Source organism: Domibacillus iocasae, assembly GCF_001750285.1.
Taxonomy (GTDB): Bacteria; Bacillota; Bacilli; order Bacillales; family Domibacillaceae; genus Domibacillus; species Domibacillus iocasae.
Genome location: NZ_MAMP01000012.1, coordinates 150,994 through 166,159, shown reverse-complemented (window position 1 = coordinate 166,159; position 15,166 = coordinate 150,994). Strand labels below are relative to the sequence as shown.

Annotated in this window: 18 protein-coding genes; 8 read left to right on the top strand and 10 right to left on the bottom strand. The window is 38.2% G+C overall.

The features are described 5' to 3' along the window. Positions 1–95 precede the first annotated feature (95 nt). The 3 genes from BA724_RS05345 to BA724_RS05335 form a co-directional block, all read right to left on the bottom strand. On the bottom strand, positions 96–329 hold the full coding sequence (locus BA724_RS05345) for a hypothetical protein (protein WP_069937630.1): 234 nt from the start codon (positions 327–329) through the stop codon (positions 96–98). A 38-nt stretch (positions 330–367) separates the two neighbouring features. After that, entirely contained in the window at positions 368–1,183 is an 816-nt protein-coding gene (locus BA724_RS05340) for an STAS domain-containing protein (protein WP_069937629.1), read from the bottom strand. A gap of 627 nt (positions 1,184–1,810) precedes the next feature. Continuing rightward, positions 1,811–2,062, bottom strand: coding sequence for a hypothetical protein (locus BA724_RS05335; protein WP_069937628.1), 252 nt, complete (start codon positions 2,060–2,062; stop codon positions 1,811–1,813). A 120-nt stretch (positions 2,063–2,182) separates the two neighbouring features. Between BA724_RS05335 and BA724_RS18520 the strand changes: the two genes are divergently transcribed. Then, positions 2,183–2,353 (top strand): DUF8096 family protein, encoded by a 171-nt coding sequence (locus BA724_RS18520; RefSeq protein WP_169818505.1) that lies wholly within the window; start codon positions 2,183–2,185, stop codon positions 2,351–2,353. 524 nt (positions 2,354–2,877) lie between these two features. Further along, positions 2,878–3,135: a hypothetical protein gene (locus tag BA724_RS05330; RefSeq protein WP_069937627.1), complete on the top strand. Its 258-nt coding sequence runs from the start codon at positions 2,878–2,880 to the stop codon at positions 3,133–3,135. A gap of 75 nt (positions 3,136–3,210) precedes the next feature. Here BA724_RS05330 and BA724_RS05325 read toward each other — a convergent pair whose 3' ends face one another. The 4 genes from BA724_RS05325 to BA724_RS05310 all read right to left on the bottom strand — a co-directional run bounded on the left by BA724_RS05325 (position 3,211) and on the right by BA724_RS05310 (position 5,690). Next, a complete protein-coding gene (locus BA724_RS05325) occupies positions 3,211–3,780 on the bottom strand; it encodes a helix-turn-helix domain-containing protein (RefSeq protein WP_069937626.1) in 570 nt (189 codons plus the stop codon). A 585-nt stretch (positions 3,781–4,365) separates the two neighbouring features. Beyond that, entirely contained in the window at positions 4,366–4,611 is a 246-nt protein-coding gene (locus BA724_RS05315; RefSeq protein ID WP_141719876.1) for a hypothetical protein, read from the bottom strand. Positions 4,612–4,805: 194 nt separating this feature from the next. After that, complete coding sequence (locus tag BA724_RS18515) at positions 4,806–4,994, bottom strand: hypothetical protein (protein ID WP_169818504.1); 189 nt, start codon at positions 4,992–4,994, stop codon at positions 4,806–4,808. 69 nt (positions 4,995–5,063) lie between these two features. After that, positions 5,064–5,690, bottom strand: a complete 627-nt coding sequence (locus BA724_RS05310) for a DUF421 domain-containing protein (protein ID WP_069937623.1) — start codon at positions 5,688–5,690, stop codon at positions 5,064–5,066. Positions 5,691–6,159: 469 nt separating this feature from the next. Here BA724_RS05310 and BA724_RS05305 point away from each other — a divergent pair, with 469 nt between their 5' ends. Next, entirely contained in the window at positions 6,160–6,531 is a 372-nt protein-coding gene (locus BA724_RS05305) for a DUF3221 domain-containing protein (RefSeq protein ID WP_069937622.1), read from the top strand. A gap of 163 nt (positions 6,532–6,694) precedes the next feature. Here BA724_RS05305 and BA724_RS05300 read toward each other — a convergent pair whose 3' ends face one another. Beyond that, positions 6,695–6,907 carry a hypothetical protein gene (locus BA724_RS05300; protein WP_069937621.1) on the bottom strand — a complete coding sequence of 71 codons (213 nt, stop codon included), beginning with the start codon at positions 6,905–6,907 and terminating at the stop codon, positions 6,695–6,697. Between the two features lie 218 nt (positions 6,908–7,125). On the opposite strand from BA724_RS05300, the gene BA724_RS05295 reads away from it, so the two are divergent. The 5 genes from BA724_RS05295 (at position 7,126) to BA724_RS05275 (ending at position 11,789) form a co-directional block, all read left to right on the top strand. Further along, the gene (locus BA724_RS05295; RefSeq protein WP_069937620.1) at positions 7,126–7,497 is read left to right on the top strand and encodes a hypothetical protein; all 372 of its coding nucleotides are present in this window, start codon (positions 7,126–7,128) and stop codon (positions 7,495–7,497) included. A 284-nt stretch (positions 7,498–7,781) separates the two neighbouring features. Then, on the top strand, positions 7,782–8,621 hold the full coding sequence (locus BA724_RS05290; protein WP_083256083.1) for an STAS domain-containing protein: 840 nt from the start codon (positions 7,782–7,784) through the stop codon (positions 8,619–8,621). A 586-nt stretch (positions 8,622–9,207) separates the two neighbouring features. Then, the gene (locus tag BA724_RS05285; RefSeq protein WP_069937619.1) at positions 9,208–9,402 is read left to right on the top strand and encodes an alpha/beta-type small acid-soluble spore protein; all 195 of its coding nucleotides are present in this window, start codon (positions 9,208–9,210) and stop codon (positions 9,400–9,402) included. Between the two features lie 797 nt (positions 9,403–10,199). After that, positions 10,200–11,351, top strand: a complete 1,152-nt coding sequence (locus BA724_RS05280) for a tyrosine-type recombinase/integrase (RefSeq protein WP_069937618.1) — start codon at positions 10,200–10,202, stop codon at positions 11,349–11,351. Positions 11,352–11,510: 159 nt separating this feature from the next. Next, entirely contained in the window at positions 11,511–11,789 is a 279-nt protein-coding gene (locus BA724_RS05275) for a hypothetical protein (protein WP_069937617.1), read from the top strand. 1,186 nt (positions 11,790–12,975) lie between these two features. Here BA724_RS05275 and BA724_RS05270 read toward each other — a convergent pair. Both BA724_RS05270 and BA724_RS05265 read right to left on the bottom strand, forming a co-directional pair. Continuing rightward, a complete protein-coding gene (locus BA724_RS05270; RefSeq protein WP_069937616.1) occupies positions 12,976–13,896 on the bottom strand; it encodes an MBL fold metallo-hydrolase in 921 nt (306 codons plus the stop codon). Positions 13,897–13,988: 92 nt separating this feature from the next. Beyond that, the gene (locus BA724_RS05265) at positions 13,989–15,074 is read right to left on the bottom strand and encodes a branched-chain amino acid aminotransferase (protein WP_069937615.1); all 1,086 of its coding nucleotides are present in this window, start codon (positions 15,072–15,074) and stop codon (positions 13,989–13,991) included. Positions 15,075–15,166: the final 92 nt, after the last annotated feature.

Genomic DNA, 15,166 nt, shown 5'->3' with positions numbered 1-15,166 from the left:
TCCACCGATTTCTCCTCATCTTTTCCCTGTTTTTAAATGAGTCAACCGCTTCAATATACATGAACACTCGATCCGTGACAATGCCCCGAAACAATTCAGCGCCCCGCCATTTGAATAAAAATGGCTAAATAATCCTCAATTGCTTCCCGGACCTTTTCTTCATCCACTTCAAACTCGTAACGATCAGTCCGCCAGTTGTATGAGCGAATAGTGGTATCAAAGCTTTCTCGTGCTGCCCAAAAATCACGATTTTTTTTATTCTCTTCGAAGTTATCCCGGACCGCTCCTTTTTGAATCTTTTCGCCGTTCGTAAAGAAGTTTTTGAGCAAATTATATTAATCAGATTCACATTCAAATAGAAGCTAAGTTACTTTATACTTTCGAGGGCTTGTTTAAGATGGGCAAAAGTCTTTATATTTGACATATCAATTCCCCCTCGCACAACCGTTTGAGCCAAGCTTGGGCGAAGGCCCGTTACAATGGTTTGGATTCCTATCAGTCGAAGAACGCTCTCAATAGTATAGAGATACTGAGCGATTTCTAGGTCGATATCCAAAATACCAGAAAAATCAACAATCAGATAGTCAATATCTAACTCAGCAATTCTGGGTACCACATTTTGAGAAAGATACTCTGCTCTATAAAAATCAATCTTTCCAATCAAAGGCAGGATTGCTATCCCATCTCGAATAGGTACAATAGGTGCAGACAATTTTTCCATTTCTCTTTGAGTATCCTGCAAAATCTTATCATTACGACGTTCAAAAGCAAAAATCGTTTCATTAATACTTATATCAAGCATTAAGTTCATTTCATTAATGACTAAAGAAATTTCTTTTACGGAAAAAGTATACTTCACAGCCAGTTGGATCATCATTTCAGTAAGAATCATTCGGGTAGGTGGATAACGAACAATAATTTCTGAAATTCTCTCCCCTGAAGACGCTGCACGTTCACCATTTCCCCTGCTCCACAATATCAAGTCTTCAGATGCTATTTCTTCGTTTCCATTAAGGCGTCTTGCTAAAAATCCTATAAATTCTATGTACATCTTAATCGCTTGTTCTTTTTCCCATTCTGGAATTTCTAATTTCATTTTATCAAGAACAGCATCAACAATTTCAACAGCTAATAATTCTGTATTCTTATTTAAGTAGTCAGTAAACTCAGAGACTGCAGTCACATTTTCACACCCTTAATTCTTTAATAAATCAAATTATATCCTATACAAACAAACTAAGTACAAGTAATGGTTTTAATTTGAGTTACTTTTTCTTTATGCAATATTTCCATCTCTTATCTCCTTTATCATTTACCCACATAATCTGCTGAGCGCGGATGATCGCGGCAAACTGGATCTGTATCTGCTTCCATATTAAATCACAGCGGAAAGATCGGTCATCGCGTCCATGATCTTTTTTACTTCGTCGGGGAGAAACTTCGAGAACAGTCCGTGCTTCTCAGCTGCTTTGTTGCGTTTTGGAAATTTAGTAGCTGGCTTTGGATTTTCCTTGTTGCCTGATTGTCCGCCGTGCTTTTTTTGATTGCATCCTTCTGTTTAATGGTTGCAACCTTTTCACTTTTGGTTGCATCCTTTTTCGATGGATTCCTGGACCATCCTTCACGGCTTTTCCTGCTTTTAAGGTGCCGATTTTATATCATGCTTTTCCGCTAATGCAGCAAGCGTGGATCTTGGTTGTTTCCCATTCTGCTCTGATATCTTCCCAGTTTACCACTTCACATCATCACCACCTCCGAGATTGTTTTTGGGCAAAGAAAAAAGCACCGCAATGGGCGCTTATCTTTCTTCTTATTGTTTCCTTAGAAAATCAGCAATTTTTGTTTCGACACTCGTATAAATATTTCTGGCCTCTTCTGCAGAAATATTGAATTCACGGCTGACGATTGCGGTGATTTGAGGATCTTGAACTTCAGCGTCGTCATCAGCACCATAATTCATCGTTCTGTCGTACTGATCTCTCATGAAGCGATAAACATCTCTTTCGTGCTGGCTAAGCTCACCAACGCAATTTTCAGTGCCCGGATCTCTTTCAGTTCCCATTTCGTTTACTCTCCTTTCAACTTTAATTTTTATATTCCCCTAAGAGAATAAAAATTTACCTGCATTCTGCCAGCATAAATTCTGTTATCATGTTCAAGTGACTTCAAAGGAGTGTGCAGCATGGGAACGAAACAAGAAATCGATTTAAGCATCACCTATAACATCCGTGAGTACCCGGACATTAAAAGCGGCCGTTGTGATAACTGCGACAACGCTCAATTTAAGAGCTCGATTAAAAATGCTGTTTTTTTACGCAAGTGCCGTAACTGTGTCATGAAGAAAATAATTTAACCTTGTCAGCTGGCAGGGTTTTTATCGTTTAGGAATTAATTCATTTAAATTTCTTCAAATGAATGGTTTGGGTCGCGTATATCTACAAAGTCTACGACTTCAAAACCTTTTTCCACTAAATTTTTTACTATATCCTTTTCCACCTAACCATCCCCTTTCTTTAAAAATAAATTCGATAAAAGGAGATAGTTTCCTACTTTCTTTCTTATCATACTAATCAATTTAAGAAAGAAAAGTTTCAAGAGCTTACCTACTGGGCATATTTTAAATAGGTGCATATTACGACTGCGGTACTTAACCAAGTTTTAAAGACCTCACGGCACCTGTGAGGTCTTTCACCGTGAATACCGTAATTGCGGTATAAAGAAAATTATTTAACCCTGTCATGTGACGGGGTTTTATTTTTTTATCTGTCATATATACGGCATCCGTACGACAAAAAAAGAGTTTTTTCACAACCTAAAGTGGGTATTTAATATGCTTTTATGAATATTAACATTTTATAAAAAAGGAAGGAGCGACTAATGGGAAAAATAACTTATGTATTAAAATCTGGAGACGAATATTTAAGGATCCCTTTTAAAGGAGGTGGATCTATTCACACGACGAGTAATATATTAGACTGTACCCATTTCAAATCCCCTGTACATGCTTCTGGATTTTTAAAGTCCGTATTTACTCTCCCAGATGATTTTATGATTGATTCTGAAGTTAATTTTCGAAACGTTATTATTGTAAAAATTGCTTTAAATGTTACTGAAGAACCTATTGATTTAGATTAATAGGTTCTTTGTTTTTGAGCAAAGAAAAAAGAGCCTTTTCATGAAACAGGAATAAGGCTGCTGTTCTTCCGCTCCTCAATTATTTTTGCAACGTGCATAACGACGCTCAACGCTAATTTTACTTCGCCCCAGCTCTGCAGCAATCTCTTTGAGACTTCTCCCTTCTTTTCTCCACTTTAAAAGGAGTTCAATTTCTTTTGTTGTCCAACGTCTATATGCCTTATTTGTCTTACCTGTATCTATCTTACGGGCTTCATCTACCCACTCTGGCTCAGGAGGCAGTGCATGCTTTTCGATAATGCTGAAATTGACCTTCTCCTGGTTTTGTTCAGCCCATTTCCAGAAAGAATTCACGTCAATTAGACAAAATTTCCGCTCATAACACGTGATACGCGATGTCGCTTCAAGTCCGTGAAACTGAACCCAATAATGTATAGTTTTCCTGTCTACATTTAAAGCTTCAGCCAGCTCACTGCCAGTTAAGAGACCAGTAGCATTCTTAGTGTTTCCTAGACCCAATTTCTTCAATTTCAATAAAACTGCAGCCTCACTTCGCTTAAGCTGTTTGGCTATAGCTGATAAGGAGCAGCTGCCAACACGTTTCTGTAAAAAGGAAACGTCTTCGTCTGTCCATTTTCGTCCCATCTTTACCGTCCTACCTCTTTACTTTTGTAAATAGATTAAAGCCTGTTTTCTGCTTCGGAAGATCCATCGATAAGCCCATCAGAATTGCTAGCATACTGTCTTTTTCTGAAAGCTTTTTCATTGTATGAAAAATAGTTGGCTTATGTTCTTTTGTCAATGTCATAGTTGGCAACACTTCTGTACAGGTGATGGCCCTTAAAAAACTTTGTAAAAATATTACAAATACTAAAGTCGACTCAGAGTCATCCGGATAATTTTGTAATAACAAAAAAACTTTTCAACGTTCACTTTTAGTTTCTCTATATCGCTCCGCATATTTCACCCTACCTTAACCGGTTCTTGTTCCCAATACAGATTTAAAGCCCTATTTGATATCCCAGCTTTCATAACCCATAAAACATTAGACCGCGACTTTGCGCTCTTACGTTTATTATTAATAATTTGATAAATTAAATCATATCGAATAATGTCGAAAAGACCTGTTTCATCATAATATACTAATGTTTTTGAGTCACCGAAAAAAAATTGCGGGATAGCGCATTTTTTTGCGGGGTAACGCATTTTTGCAGAAATCCACACTTTTAATCAATTTTTCTTGAGAGAAAATAAAAAATTCCATCCCTGCTCAGTTAAATCAACAAGCACATCATCCAGCAACCATTGCTCATCAGCTGTAATTTTTCTTTCTTCTTCAAACATTTTATTAGGCACCACAGCTTCAATAAGCTTTGGATCTAACGTATAAACCCCTTTCCGATGTGTCCCTCGCCTTGCGTCAGGATTCCGGCCGGATACCATCCATTGAAGAGCAAACTCCTTTTCACTGATCATGCTGTTAATAAGCGTTTTATCCTGTATATCTTACTCTGACAATTCCGGTTTTGCTTCAATAGCAGCTTTCACTTCCTTTAACGTACGTAACGACTGTTTATATTCGTAAATAAGCTTTCGCATGTCCAGTCCTCCTTTATTTGCAGGTGCCGCCTTTGCCGCGTCGCTCGCTCATCAAATTCCTTAAATCCCGTTCAGTGAGCTTCTCTGGCTGTCTGGCGGACTGTTTTTTCTTGACCCATTGTTGCAGCTGCTCTTTCATCGTTTTCATCCCATCGCTCCTCGGTTGCAAAAATAGCGGTTAAATTGTAGATTGGTTGCAACGACAGGCGCTGCTGAAACAACAAAAAAGAGCACCAAATAAACGCAGCTTGTGCGTTCATTCAGTGCCCTCGGTTTTTCCGTTAGGCTATCTATTAAAACTTTCCTTCTTACCTACACAGTACTTTAACTCATTGTTCTTCGGGCTTAAAATCTTCATCCTTCGCCTCTTCGTAAACTTCTTTAAATAATGGCGGTGTTGAAGAAGATTTATTTTCTGAAGAAGAAAGAATTCCATTTCCAACTAAGAGGGATACTATTTTTTCTATATCCTCTTTTGTGGCAGGAGCTTTACCTGGCTTTAGAGTAGTCGATAATTGTCCATTAGATTCTAATATAGCCAGCTCTACGTCTTCGATACTTCCGATTTTTTGCTGGCGAAGCGCGACTTCTAACTCATCAGTTGTCATTCTGGCTTTTCTTAACTCATCCAGCCGCATCTTTCCATCTTTAATTAATACAGATGGTACGCCTATAAGCATCTCTCTTGTTTTCGGGAACCATATTTGCATTTTCATTAATAAGACTATTCCTATGATAAATAAAGTGCCTCCATAAATGGCTTCCCACTCTGTTTTTAATGCTAAAGGTCCAATGATGATTGTACCTACTGCAATCCTCATCACAGCTTCTGCAACAGTCATAGAAGACAGTGACTTCTTCCCGGCAGTGCGAAGAAGAATAATCCCAGCAAACAGCAACAGCAGGATCTTTAATGGATACGGCAAAGAGGGTATATCGTTTAAAAAATCCGGCAACTTTTATCACTCCGTTTATTTTTTTGTTATTATCCGTTGGTTTCATTTAATTATGTAACTTAGGAAAAAGTTACATTTAAATTTCCTTCAATCAAATAAAAAATAAAATTAAAGAAGTTTTGGAAGAATGCATTAAACAATTTAAAATTAAATCTTCCTTTTTGTATTCGTCTCTAAACGATCTACTCGACCGCCCATCGTAACGACATAGCCTGGCCATAATCGGATAATTTATGGCTTACGAGCCGGACATCTTTCACCACGTACAATTTTGTTTCATCAAAGAATCAATCTCTGTTGTCATTTTTATATCTAATGTTGATTTTTCCACCCCGGACCGCCCCCAGTCTGTTAAAATAAAGTCGCGAGCAATATTTTAAAGAACCGGGGAGCTTCTCTGGCTTTTTTCTTTTTTGGTTGCTTATTAATACTCTCCTCCTTACAACAAAATACAAAAGGAGGAATTAAATTGAAACTAAAAACGGGCTTCATTGCCTTATCACTTCCGTTGCTCTTTTTAGGAGCGTGCAATGAGCCAAATGAAGAAACAACTCCACCACCGGACAATGTGTCAGAAGAAAGCTCTGATCCACATGACAAACTTTCTGAAAGAACTGGCTATATACAATGGGCAGATTCTGAATCTATTTGGGTAACTCCTGCTATAGAGCCAGCCTCTGATAGAGATGGCATTGTTTTCTATGTTACAGATATTGATAAAGGTGTACTATCTAACCTGAAAAAGGGACAACAAGTAACAGTTACAATGCGTTCGGCTTTAATGTATTCTGATCCCCCAAAAGGAATAGCTATTAAAGTTGAGCCTTTAGAAGAACAATAATTAAGCATTTTTTGTATAAATTTTTATTAAGTAGTTCATACTGGTACTGTTGTTTTTATAACTCAACTCCATAAGTCAACCATTTCTTAGTCAGGCTCTTGCCTGGCTCTTTTTATGCAATTTCCCACCGCTTCTTCGCTTCCTGTAGCCAGGCTGCCGGCAACTACTGAGGATACCGATACCGATTAATGATGTCCTGTTCTGTCAGCCCCTGTTTAACATATCTCTCATATTGCTGCTTGTTTGGCCTTGTCAGACTCAGCACGTTTCCCTTTCGCTCAATATTCTTCGAAAAGCGCAGCGCATCATCTTGTTCCGCTTTCTTTACATGAGCTGAGCGCTTGCCTTCGATCCGTTCTGCCCAGTAAGCATCCATTTCTTCTTTCGTCTACTGCTGCTCAATTACTGCTCCACGGTATGCCATTTTGGTTTTCCTCCTATTAATTCTTTAAACCATTCATCATTTTTTGTCAGAAAATCCAAATTATAAATTTATTAGTGGCTATAATTATTAAACTATATCTTTTAATATTGACAATTTAGGTCTTTTTAACTAAAATTTTTGAGTATGCTTATATCTTGAAGAGGTGAACTATGAGAATAGAATCTGTTATTTATAATATTAATCAAGCTTGTGACAAAAATGATTTTGCTACTGCTCGCTCTAGGATAAACAAAGAATGGATGCGGGTAACAGAACCTCAAAATTACTCACTTTTAAATGAGAATGCTCAACAACTTATTAAAATAATCCGTGATATAAATCAAACATCTGATGTCGATATTCTTTCTCTGGATCAGAAACGTACTATACAAAGAATGAATCAATATGTGCGGGATATGAACTTCCCCAACGCTAAACTGACTTACAGTGAGCATGAACAATTATTTAATTTACCAGAGACCCAACGATGGCTTACGAAAGATGCTCAAATCATCTGTGAGGCTTTAAGTAACGGGAAATAACGAACAGAGATTTTTCCTCTTTCGACAAGAACTTCACTATATTACATAGTATGTGTCTGATAGGACCTATCATCTTGATTCGAATTTCTTAATGTATTTTTTCAACTGTCCCATGGAATCAGCTGTTATCGATAAATTAATAAATTAAAAGCTCTTTATATTAACTCCTTTGAAATTTCAGAGGAGTTTTTTAATTACACAGTTTCGGTCTGATGTTGAGTATTATTTTCTTGAACTTTTTTATTGTGGTAAAATAATTCGAAAAGGTTAGGAGGCAGCTCTATTTGAGTCTATATTTAAACGATCATTATGTTGGTGACATCTCGAACAAAATATTGAGTCTACGGGACCAGTTGATTAATGAAAAAGCTAATCTGGACAGCAATCAAGTCCATGCAAACATCGAAAAACATTTAAAAAGTTGGCGTAAAAATCTTGTTGAAATTTACGCTTATTCTATTTCAAGAGATATGGACGTCACATTCAGTATTTTGAGGGGATGGGGAAACGAAGCTGTCGATACTCTGGTGAATCTAAATCTGCCCTTGGATATTGCCCTTGATGAAGTACGGGATTATCGGAACCTAATCGGTCTTATCATTAAAGATGAAGCCGTTAAATACGATTTATCCTTTGATCAATTTTATGAGATCCTTTCACGGTTTGATGCCGTTGTGGACCGGGCTGTTCACTGGCTTAGCCTGTCTTATACAAGAAAATTCCTTACCCGTATCAATGCTGCAGAAGCAGTCGCACTGGAATTATCAATACCTGTCATTAAAGTAGATGAGGCTATCGGCGTTCTTCCTTTAATCGGAGACATTGACACGAAAAGAGCACAGGAACTAATGGATAAAGCCTTGACAAAAAGCAGTGAATTGTCTTTAGAATATATCGTTATAGATTTATCAGGCGTTCCAATCATCGATACCATGGTAGCAGATCGAATATTCAAAGTCATAAACGCTCTTTCTCTTTTAGGGATTAAAGCATTACTGACCGGGATCAGACCCGAGATTGCCCAAACCATGATTAACTTAGGCGTCAATGTCAACACTTCAGATATCCCCGTCTATTCCTCTCTGCAAAAAGCTTTGAAAAGTTTACGAGTGGAGAGCCTTTGATTTTCTGAATCAAAAAGTAATTTACAAGCACGAGTGAAGAATTGTCTTTCACTCGTTTTTTTGTTTTGGGACGAACTGTTGAGTATAAGTTCCTTGTTACCTTTCAAGAAAGACTATAAATTAGACATAAGATATCTGAAGAATAGAGGTTATTTATACATGCCCTACCTTAAGTTTTTTATTTATTAATTCTTCTTATTTAATGCACTTATTGCTCTCAACTTTTACTTTGTTGAACCCATGCCGCAAACCATTTAGCTTTGTCAATATACTTGCAACAGTAATAACTGTTTTGCTCACTATGTCAGCCTTTGGCTAGATGGATAACTTAATAACCAAATGAGTGCAATAAGACTAAAAAATAAACTTTTACTTTCATTCCTGGCTTTTGTTTTAGCATTTCTTTTATTCGGCTTATTCACTGGAGAAATAACGTTTTAATCTTTGGTTTTAATCAACATTATCGGTCAACAAAGTCTTTCTAAAAAAATGCTCTGTTTGATTAAGTTGCCCGTATGAGAGGCGTTGAAACGACCCATACTGTTAAGGCAAGACGATTCAAACACCTATGAAGGAGTGATTAATCATGTCAAGCAGCAACCGCAATCGACTATTGGCTCCAGGTGCCCAGCAGGCTATTGACCAAATGAAGTACGAAATTGCTTCTGAATTTGGTGTTCAGCTAGGTGCGGATACAACAGCACGTGAAAACGGTTCTGTCGGCGGTGAGATCACGAAGCGTCTTGTACAAATGGCGGAACAGCAATTGTCTCGCCGTTAGGAAACACGTAAAACTCAAAAGCAAGAAGACATCCCTTCGATCTGAAGGGGTGTTTTTAATTTTGCAGCGCCTTTTTTAGAAGGATATTTTCGGATTTAGCCATTGCATTAGAAAGGAACAGACGTAGTTTTCAGATATTTGTGACGTTTTTCTGAGATCATTAAAAAGTTTATTGAATAAAGAGGTAGATAGGTGTACTCTTTGAAATAAAAAAATATAGAAAGAAGAGTTTTAAATTCAAAAAACTAACCCTTCTCTTTGCAGCCATTGTGATTGTTTGCTCTCTTGGACACCAAATAAAAGGCGGTTATGCGGACCCACGAAAATCCCGCTTTAGATATGTTCTTCCTACATATATTAACAAAAGGATCTTTAATCAAAGGTTCTTTTTCTTTTTAGTGAATTATCAATAGTATTGTTTAACATCGCCTAATTTCACTCATCATTAGCCTTATTAGCCGTTTTATCTATTGGTGACAATTTTTTTATTCATTTCCCTTTTCTTATTGGCGTGCGCTGTTATATACTTTAGAGAACGTATATTCCCAAAAAGACTTTTGATTTATCTTTCATTATATAAGTATGTATGACCTTCCTTGAATAATGGACGCTGAAAAAACTTTTTGTATTCTCCAGCGAATTGAATACTCCTCACTTTTCATGAAAGCTTAAAACGAGGTGAAATAACGCTTCTTTCATCAAGTCTGGAATATTTTGATTTATGACGGATTTTCCATCAAAATAAGGTAAAATAAAACTAACAAGAACCTTTACTCAAAAAGAAAGGAGCGTGCTTTATGTCGAGTTATATTGTCTTAGATAAGAAAAACCCGGACGATAAGTCAGAACTTCCTCGCATAAAGATAACCGTTGAGTTAGGTTATGATAAGCGAGGCAAACGGATCCGGCGCAAGAAGACTGTTTCTCTCAAAACACTTTCCCCTCGCACCATTAAGAAGGCAATCACTGAGTTTGAGATTGAAGTAGCGACTAGCAGCCCGATTGATACGAATAATCTTAAATACAGAGAAGCTGTTGCATTGTGGCTTGAAAATCATGTGTCACACCTCTCTTTTCAATCACAAAAGGCATATCAGCAAAATATCCAGGCGGCATTAGACTTTTTCGGAGAAATGAAGCTAAATGACTTAAAGAAATTCCATATCGTCGAATTTATGAACCATTTAACAGAAGATGATGTGAAGTCTGCCGATTACAAGATGCGGGTGAACCAGCTGATGCTGCAAAAAATGGTTGAGTGGGACCTAATGCCGGAGAATGTGGCAAAGACAGTCAAAAAGAAAAAGCAACAAAAGAAAGAAATGCTGTTTTACGATATAAATGAGGTGAAGCGACTATTTGAGATGCTGGAAGACGCCATGCCGAAGCATCGAATGGCTGTAAAAACGGCTGTTCTTTCCGGTATGCGCCTTGGAGAAATTTTAGGCTTGACGATGGAAAACGTGAATTTTGCGGACAATACCATTACAGTGAAGCATACGCTGGTTCATGACACGAAAAAAGATATTTATTACCTAGGCGATCCGAAAAACAAGAAAACACGTATCATCCCTATGCCAGATGATTACATGAAAGAATTACGCAAATACATCAATGAAGTAAAGAAAATTCGAATGGCCTATGGTTCCGAATGGAGAGGCATCGAAGGGATGGATTTAATCTTTTGCCGCCCAGACGGATATCCGCACCTTCCACAGACTTTTTTGAAATACTTTATAGAGTTTACAGAGAAACATGGACTAAAGCGAATTCGATTCCATGACCTGCGTCACACTCACGCTTCCCTTTTATTATCGAACGGCGTGAATATCAAAGTTATTCAAGAGCGACTGGGTCACAGCACGATTACATTAACCATGGACACATACTCACATTTAACGAAGGAAAACGAGCAGGAAGCTGTTACAAAATTAATGAGCATCTTTTAATGTTTTTTACACTTCAGTCCCCTTTTGGTCACCCGAAATAAAAAATAACGATAAAAAACGCTAGAAACCCTTTATAAATAAGGGTTCTATTTTTATATACAGATAAGGATATATTATCTTTACTATACATAATATAATTACTGTAAATAAAAAAATCCAATGAATACGCAGGCGATTTTATCTTTACAAGACGCTTATTTGCAGCTGCTTCAATCCAAACAGCATCTGCTTGATGAAGAGCGCAAATTAATATTGGTGCATTGTACCGATGAAGAATTTTTGGAATATTTTTTTGCGATAGGAATTTTAAAAGAAAACCAGACGTTTGCCCCTCATCTAATAAAGGCTTACCGGAGTGATGCGAAAACATTGCTATCGTTTCTTGCTGCCCACTCTTTTACCTTTCGAAATATTGGTTTTTCGATTATAACCGTTTGATGATACAGTCATATAAACTCAAAAGTCTACTTTGAGAATTGGATTTTTTTACATTTTCTTGAATTCTGCTTTAACACCCACTTTTATGGAACACGGCTGTCCATCTGGATTCAAAAGCCGCTCATTCAAAAAGGCCACGTGTCACATTCAAGCGAAAACCGGACTGAAATGCGTGAGTTGTCTTCCGCTGAAGCAAAACTTATTATCGATCGCTTCGAAAAAACTGTAAAAAAAAGATAAAAATGATAAACAATTGAAAGCGCGCAATCGCCTGATAATTTTTTTACTGTTAACACTTGGCATACGCTTATCCGAGCTTATTCAAATTACAAATTTATACGTACAGAGAATTCAGGAAGACCGGATACATGATCATTTAATAAATATTCATTTTTAAGCGTGCTTGAGATTCGCATTCTCGTGCATCGAGAATGCAAAAGACGGGTCATAGTTCATTTCGATGCAAGCATCATTTTCTTGTTTCTCTGCATAAAAAAGCCAGCGAAAATTCGCTGGCTTTTTTATGCAGGCTATTTATTCATTTCTCTTGCCAATAATTCGATACTTTCTGCTACTTTGTTAAATGGAATATGAGTCGTTTTTGAAAAATACCTATGTCCCGTAACCGCGATGTTCGTGTCCTTCATTCATGGCGGCATTTCGATATATATATATCAACAAGCGGCTTAAATCTTCTCGGCTCACCACCCAAAATAGCCAGTGCTACTCCAGTGCCAAACTTTCCAGCTCTTACAGCACTTTCTTTCGTTTTCCCAACTCTAACTCAGATTAGCAGCTTTTGCTGAACGGGACAAGGGGCAATTTGAACATTTTGTAAGGCAGATGAAACCGTCCAGTCCAAGATAGGCCTTCATTTCATAGTGGTGTAAATCAAATCCAAAAAGTGGGGATGATTCTACAAACGCTTCCCGGCTAACAATAATTTCAGCCCGTCCCTTCAAAATGATATCGAGTGTGGCTAATCTTCAAACAACCGCATTGGGTCACCAGTGCTTAAAGCGGTTGTCACACTTGTCATTTTAATTTGCTTCGTTATTTGGGCAATCCGCAGCCAACACTTCTTTAAATCGCTGACTGGGGCTGATAACTTTTCCTGTGAACGGATCGGGTCCAAAATCTCCAAATGTGTAAAGACTTATCTCGAACTGCCGATTCACTTTCTGCATTACGTATTCAATTCCTTATAAAGAATAATCCCCTGTGAACAAACAGGAAAATCTATACGGAGAATATCATATACAGGGTGGTCATCATCTATGCCGTTTTGAAACAAATACTGTTGTGCTCTTGAATATAATAAGATCGCCAGTTCACCGGCATCCGTAATTCCTTCCGCTGTCTCCATAAAAACATCCAGCCATTCTAGTACCATATCGATGGCAGTTTTCGGATCTTCTGTCATTCCGTAATGGCCAAAATAAATACGTTCAGGTTGAAAGACCATCATTTTTTGGATGGATTTTTTCATTTCATCCGGGTTAAATTGATTTGGTGATGTTGTTGGCAAATAAAATGGAAAAGCTTCATCCGTCAGCTGTGCATATTGGATGCCCGCCGTATCACCAGTGAAAATCCCATTAGATTTTTTATCATAAATGGAAAAGTGATGATTGGCATGTCCAGGCGTATGAATAAATGTCAATTCCCTTCCGCCAAGGTCCAATTTCCCTCCATCCTCCATCTCGATAATCCGTTCTTTGGGGACCGGCACAATTGGATCAAACAGGTTATCAAACTGATCACCATACACCCTTTTCGCACTTGCGATTAACCGGCTTGGATCCGCCAAGTGACGTGCGCCTTTTGGGTGGACAACTAGCTTTGCATTTGGACACGACTGTAAAAACAACCCCGCACCGCCTGAATGATCCAGATGAATATGGGTAACAATCACATATTCAATTTCCTCCGGTGATATTTCAAGTTCTTTTAATCCGTCAAGTAAATAAGGGACAGAGGGGCTTGCACTCGTTTCAATAATCGCTTTTTTTGATTCATGAAAAACATACGAACCAGTCCGTCTTGAAAACCCCGAATCATGCAAGTCAATCAATGATAAATCATATCCTAATGAAACCGCTGACATTTTCCACCTCGTTTTAAATGAAAAATAATGGCTCATAGAGTGTGAGCCACAAAGGCGTCTCAGCATGACACCGCGACGCCTTTGACTCATCATTATTTTAATTCTGAAACCGGCACTTCCGTAATCCAGCCAAACTCATCTTTTTCGGCACCTTTTTGAATGCCTGTAATCGTGTCGTAAATACGTTTTGATAATTCACCTGTTTGGCCGCCATTCAGCACCATTTTTTCCTCACCCCATAAAAACTCACCAATTGGGGAAATAACCGCTGCTGTTCCTGTGCCAAATGCTTCTTCCAGCTTTCCATTACGGTATGCTTCAGCAATTTCATCAATAGAAACACGACGCTCGGCGACTGGAACATTCCAATGCTTAAGCAGTTGAATGACAGAATCACGCGTGACGCCATGCAAAATACTTCCATTTAATGCTGGCGTGACAACTTCACCATCGATTTTAAAAAAGACATTCATGCTGCCGACTTCTTCGATATATTTTTTCTCCACACCATCAAGCCAGAGCACTTGCGAATAGTTTTTTTGAGCTGCCACTTCCTGCCCTTTCAAACTGGATGCATAGTTTCCACCCGTTTTCGCTTCACCCGTACCGCCTTTTACTGCGCGGACAAATTCGTTTTCAACCAAAATTTTAACCGGGGCGATCCCCTCTTTATAATACAAGCCAACCGGTGACATAATAGCCATAAAAATGTAATTTTTCGACGGCGCCACGCCTAAAAACGGTTCTGTCGCAATAATAAATGGACGAATGTATAAAGATGTGCCTTCAGCTGTTGGAATCCATTCCTGATCAACCTTGATCAGCTGCTTTAATCCTTCGATGACAAAGTCACCATCGATCTGCGGAATGCAGAGACGGTCGTTTGAGCGGTTTAGACGCTCCATATTTTTTTCGGGACGGAATAAAAATACGCGGCCTTCTTTCGTTAAATAAGCTTTCATCCCTTCGAATACCGTCTGTCCGTAATGGAACACCATAGCCGACGGATCGAGGGTAATCGGCTGATACGGAGTGATGCGCGCATCATGCCATCCTTTTCCTTCCGTATAATCCATCATAAACATATGATCGGTAAAAATACGGCCAAACCCGAGATTTGCCTGATCGGGTTTTTCTCTTTTTTGGTCAGCTAATTGTACGGTCAATTCTTGTGTCATCTTCCAGGACTCCTCATGTGTAAAAATTCGTCAGCAAGCGCTGATGTATGTACTTCTTCTATCATACAATTTTTTTGAATATTTTCACACTG

Excerpts from the sequence above, each read along its gene's own strand:
- BA724_RS05275 (WP_069937617.1), top strand. The coding sequence starts at position 11,511 with ATGAATACGCAGGCGATTTTATCTTTACAAGACGCTTATTTGCAGCTG.
- BA724_RS18515 (WP_169818504.1), bottom strand. The coding sequence starts at position 4,994 with ATGAACGCACAAGCTGCGTTTATTTGGTGCTCTTTTTTGTTGTTTCAG.
- BA724_RS05315 (WP_141719876.1), bottom strand. The coding sequence starts at position 4,611 with ATGATCAGTGAAAAGGAGTTTGCTCTTCAATGGATGGTATCCGGCCGG.
- BA724_RS05335 (WP_069937628.1), bottom strand. The coding sequence starts at position 2,062 with ATGGGAACTGAAAGAGATCCGGGCACTGAAAATTGCGTTGGTGAGCTT.
- BA724_RS05280 (WP_069937618.1), top strand. The coding sequence starts at position 10,200 with ATGTCGAGTTATATTGTCTTAGATAAGAAAAACCCGGACGATAAGTCA.
- BA724_RS05285 (WP_069937619.1), top strand. The coding sequence starts at position 9,208 with ATGTCAAGCAGCAACCGCAATCGACTATTGGCTCCAGGTGCCCAGCAG.
- BA724_RS05295 (WP_069937620.1), top strand. The coding sequence starts at position 7,126 with ATGAGAATAGAATCTGTTATTTATAATATTAATCAAGCTTGTGACAAA.
- BA724_RS18520 (WP_169818505.1), top strand. The coding sequence starts at position 2,183 with ATGGGAACGAAACAAGAAATCGATTTAAGCATCACCTATAACATCCGT.
- BA724_RS05265 (WP_069937615.1), bottom strand. The coding sequence starts at position 15,074 with ATGACACAAGAATTGACCGTACAATTAGCTGACCAAAAAAGAGAAAAA.
- BA724_RS05270 (WP_069937616.1), bottom strand. The coding sequence starts at position 13,896 with ATGTCAGCGGTTTCATTAGGATATGATTTATCATTGATTGACTTGCAT.
- BA724_RS05300 (WP_069937621.1), bottom strand. The coding sequence starts at position 6,907 with ATGGATGCTTACTGGGCAGAACGGATCGAAGGCAAGCGCTCAGCTCAT.
- BA724_RS05325 (WP_069937626.1), bottom strand. The coding sequence starts at position 3,780 with ATGGGACGAAAATGGACAGACGAAGACGTTTCCTTTTTACAGAAACGT.
- BA724_RS05330 (WP_069937627.1), top strand. The coding sequence starts at position 2,878 with ATGGGAAAAATAACTTATGTATTAAAATCTGGAGACGAATATTTAAGG.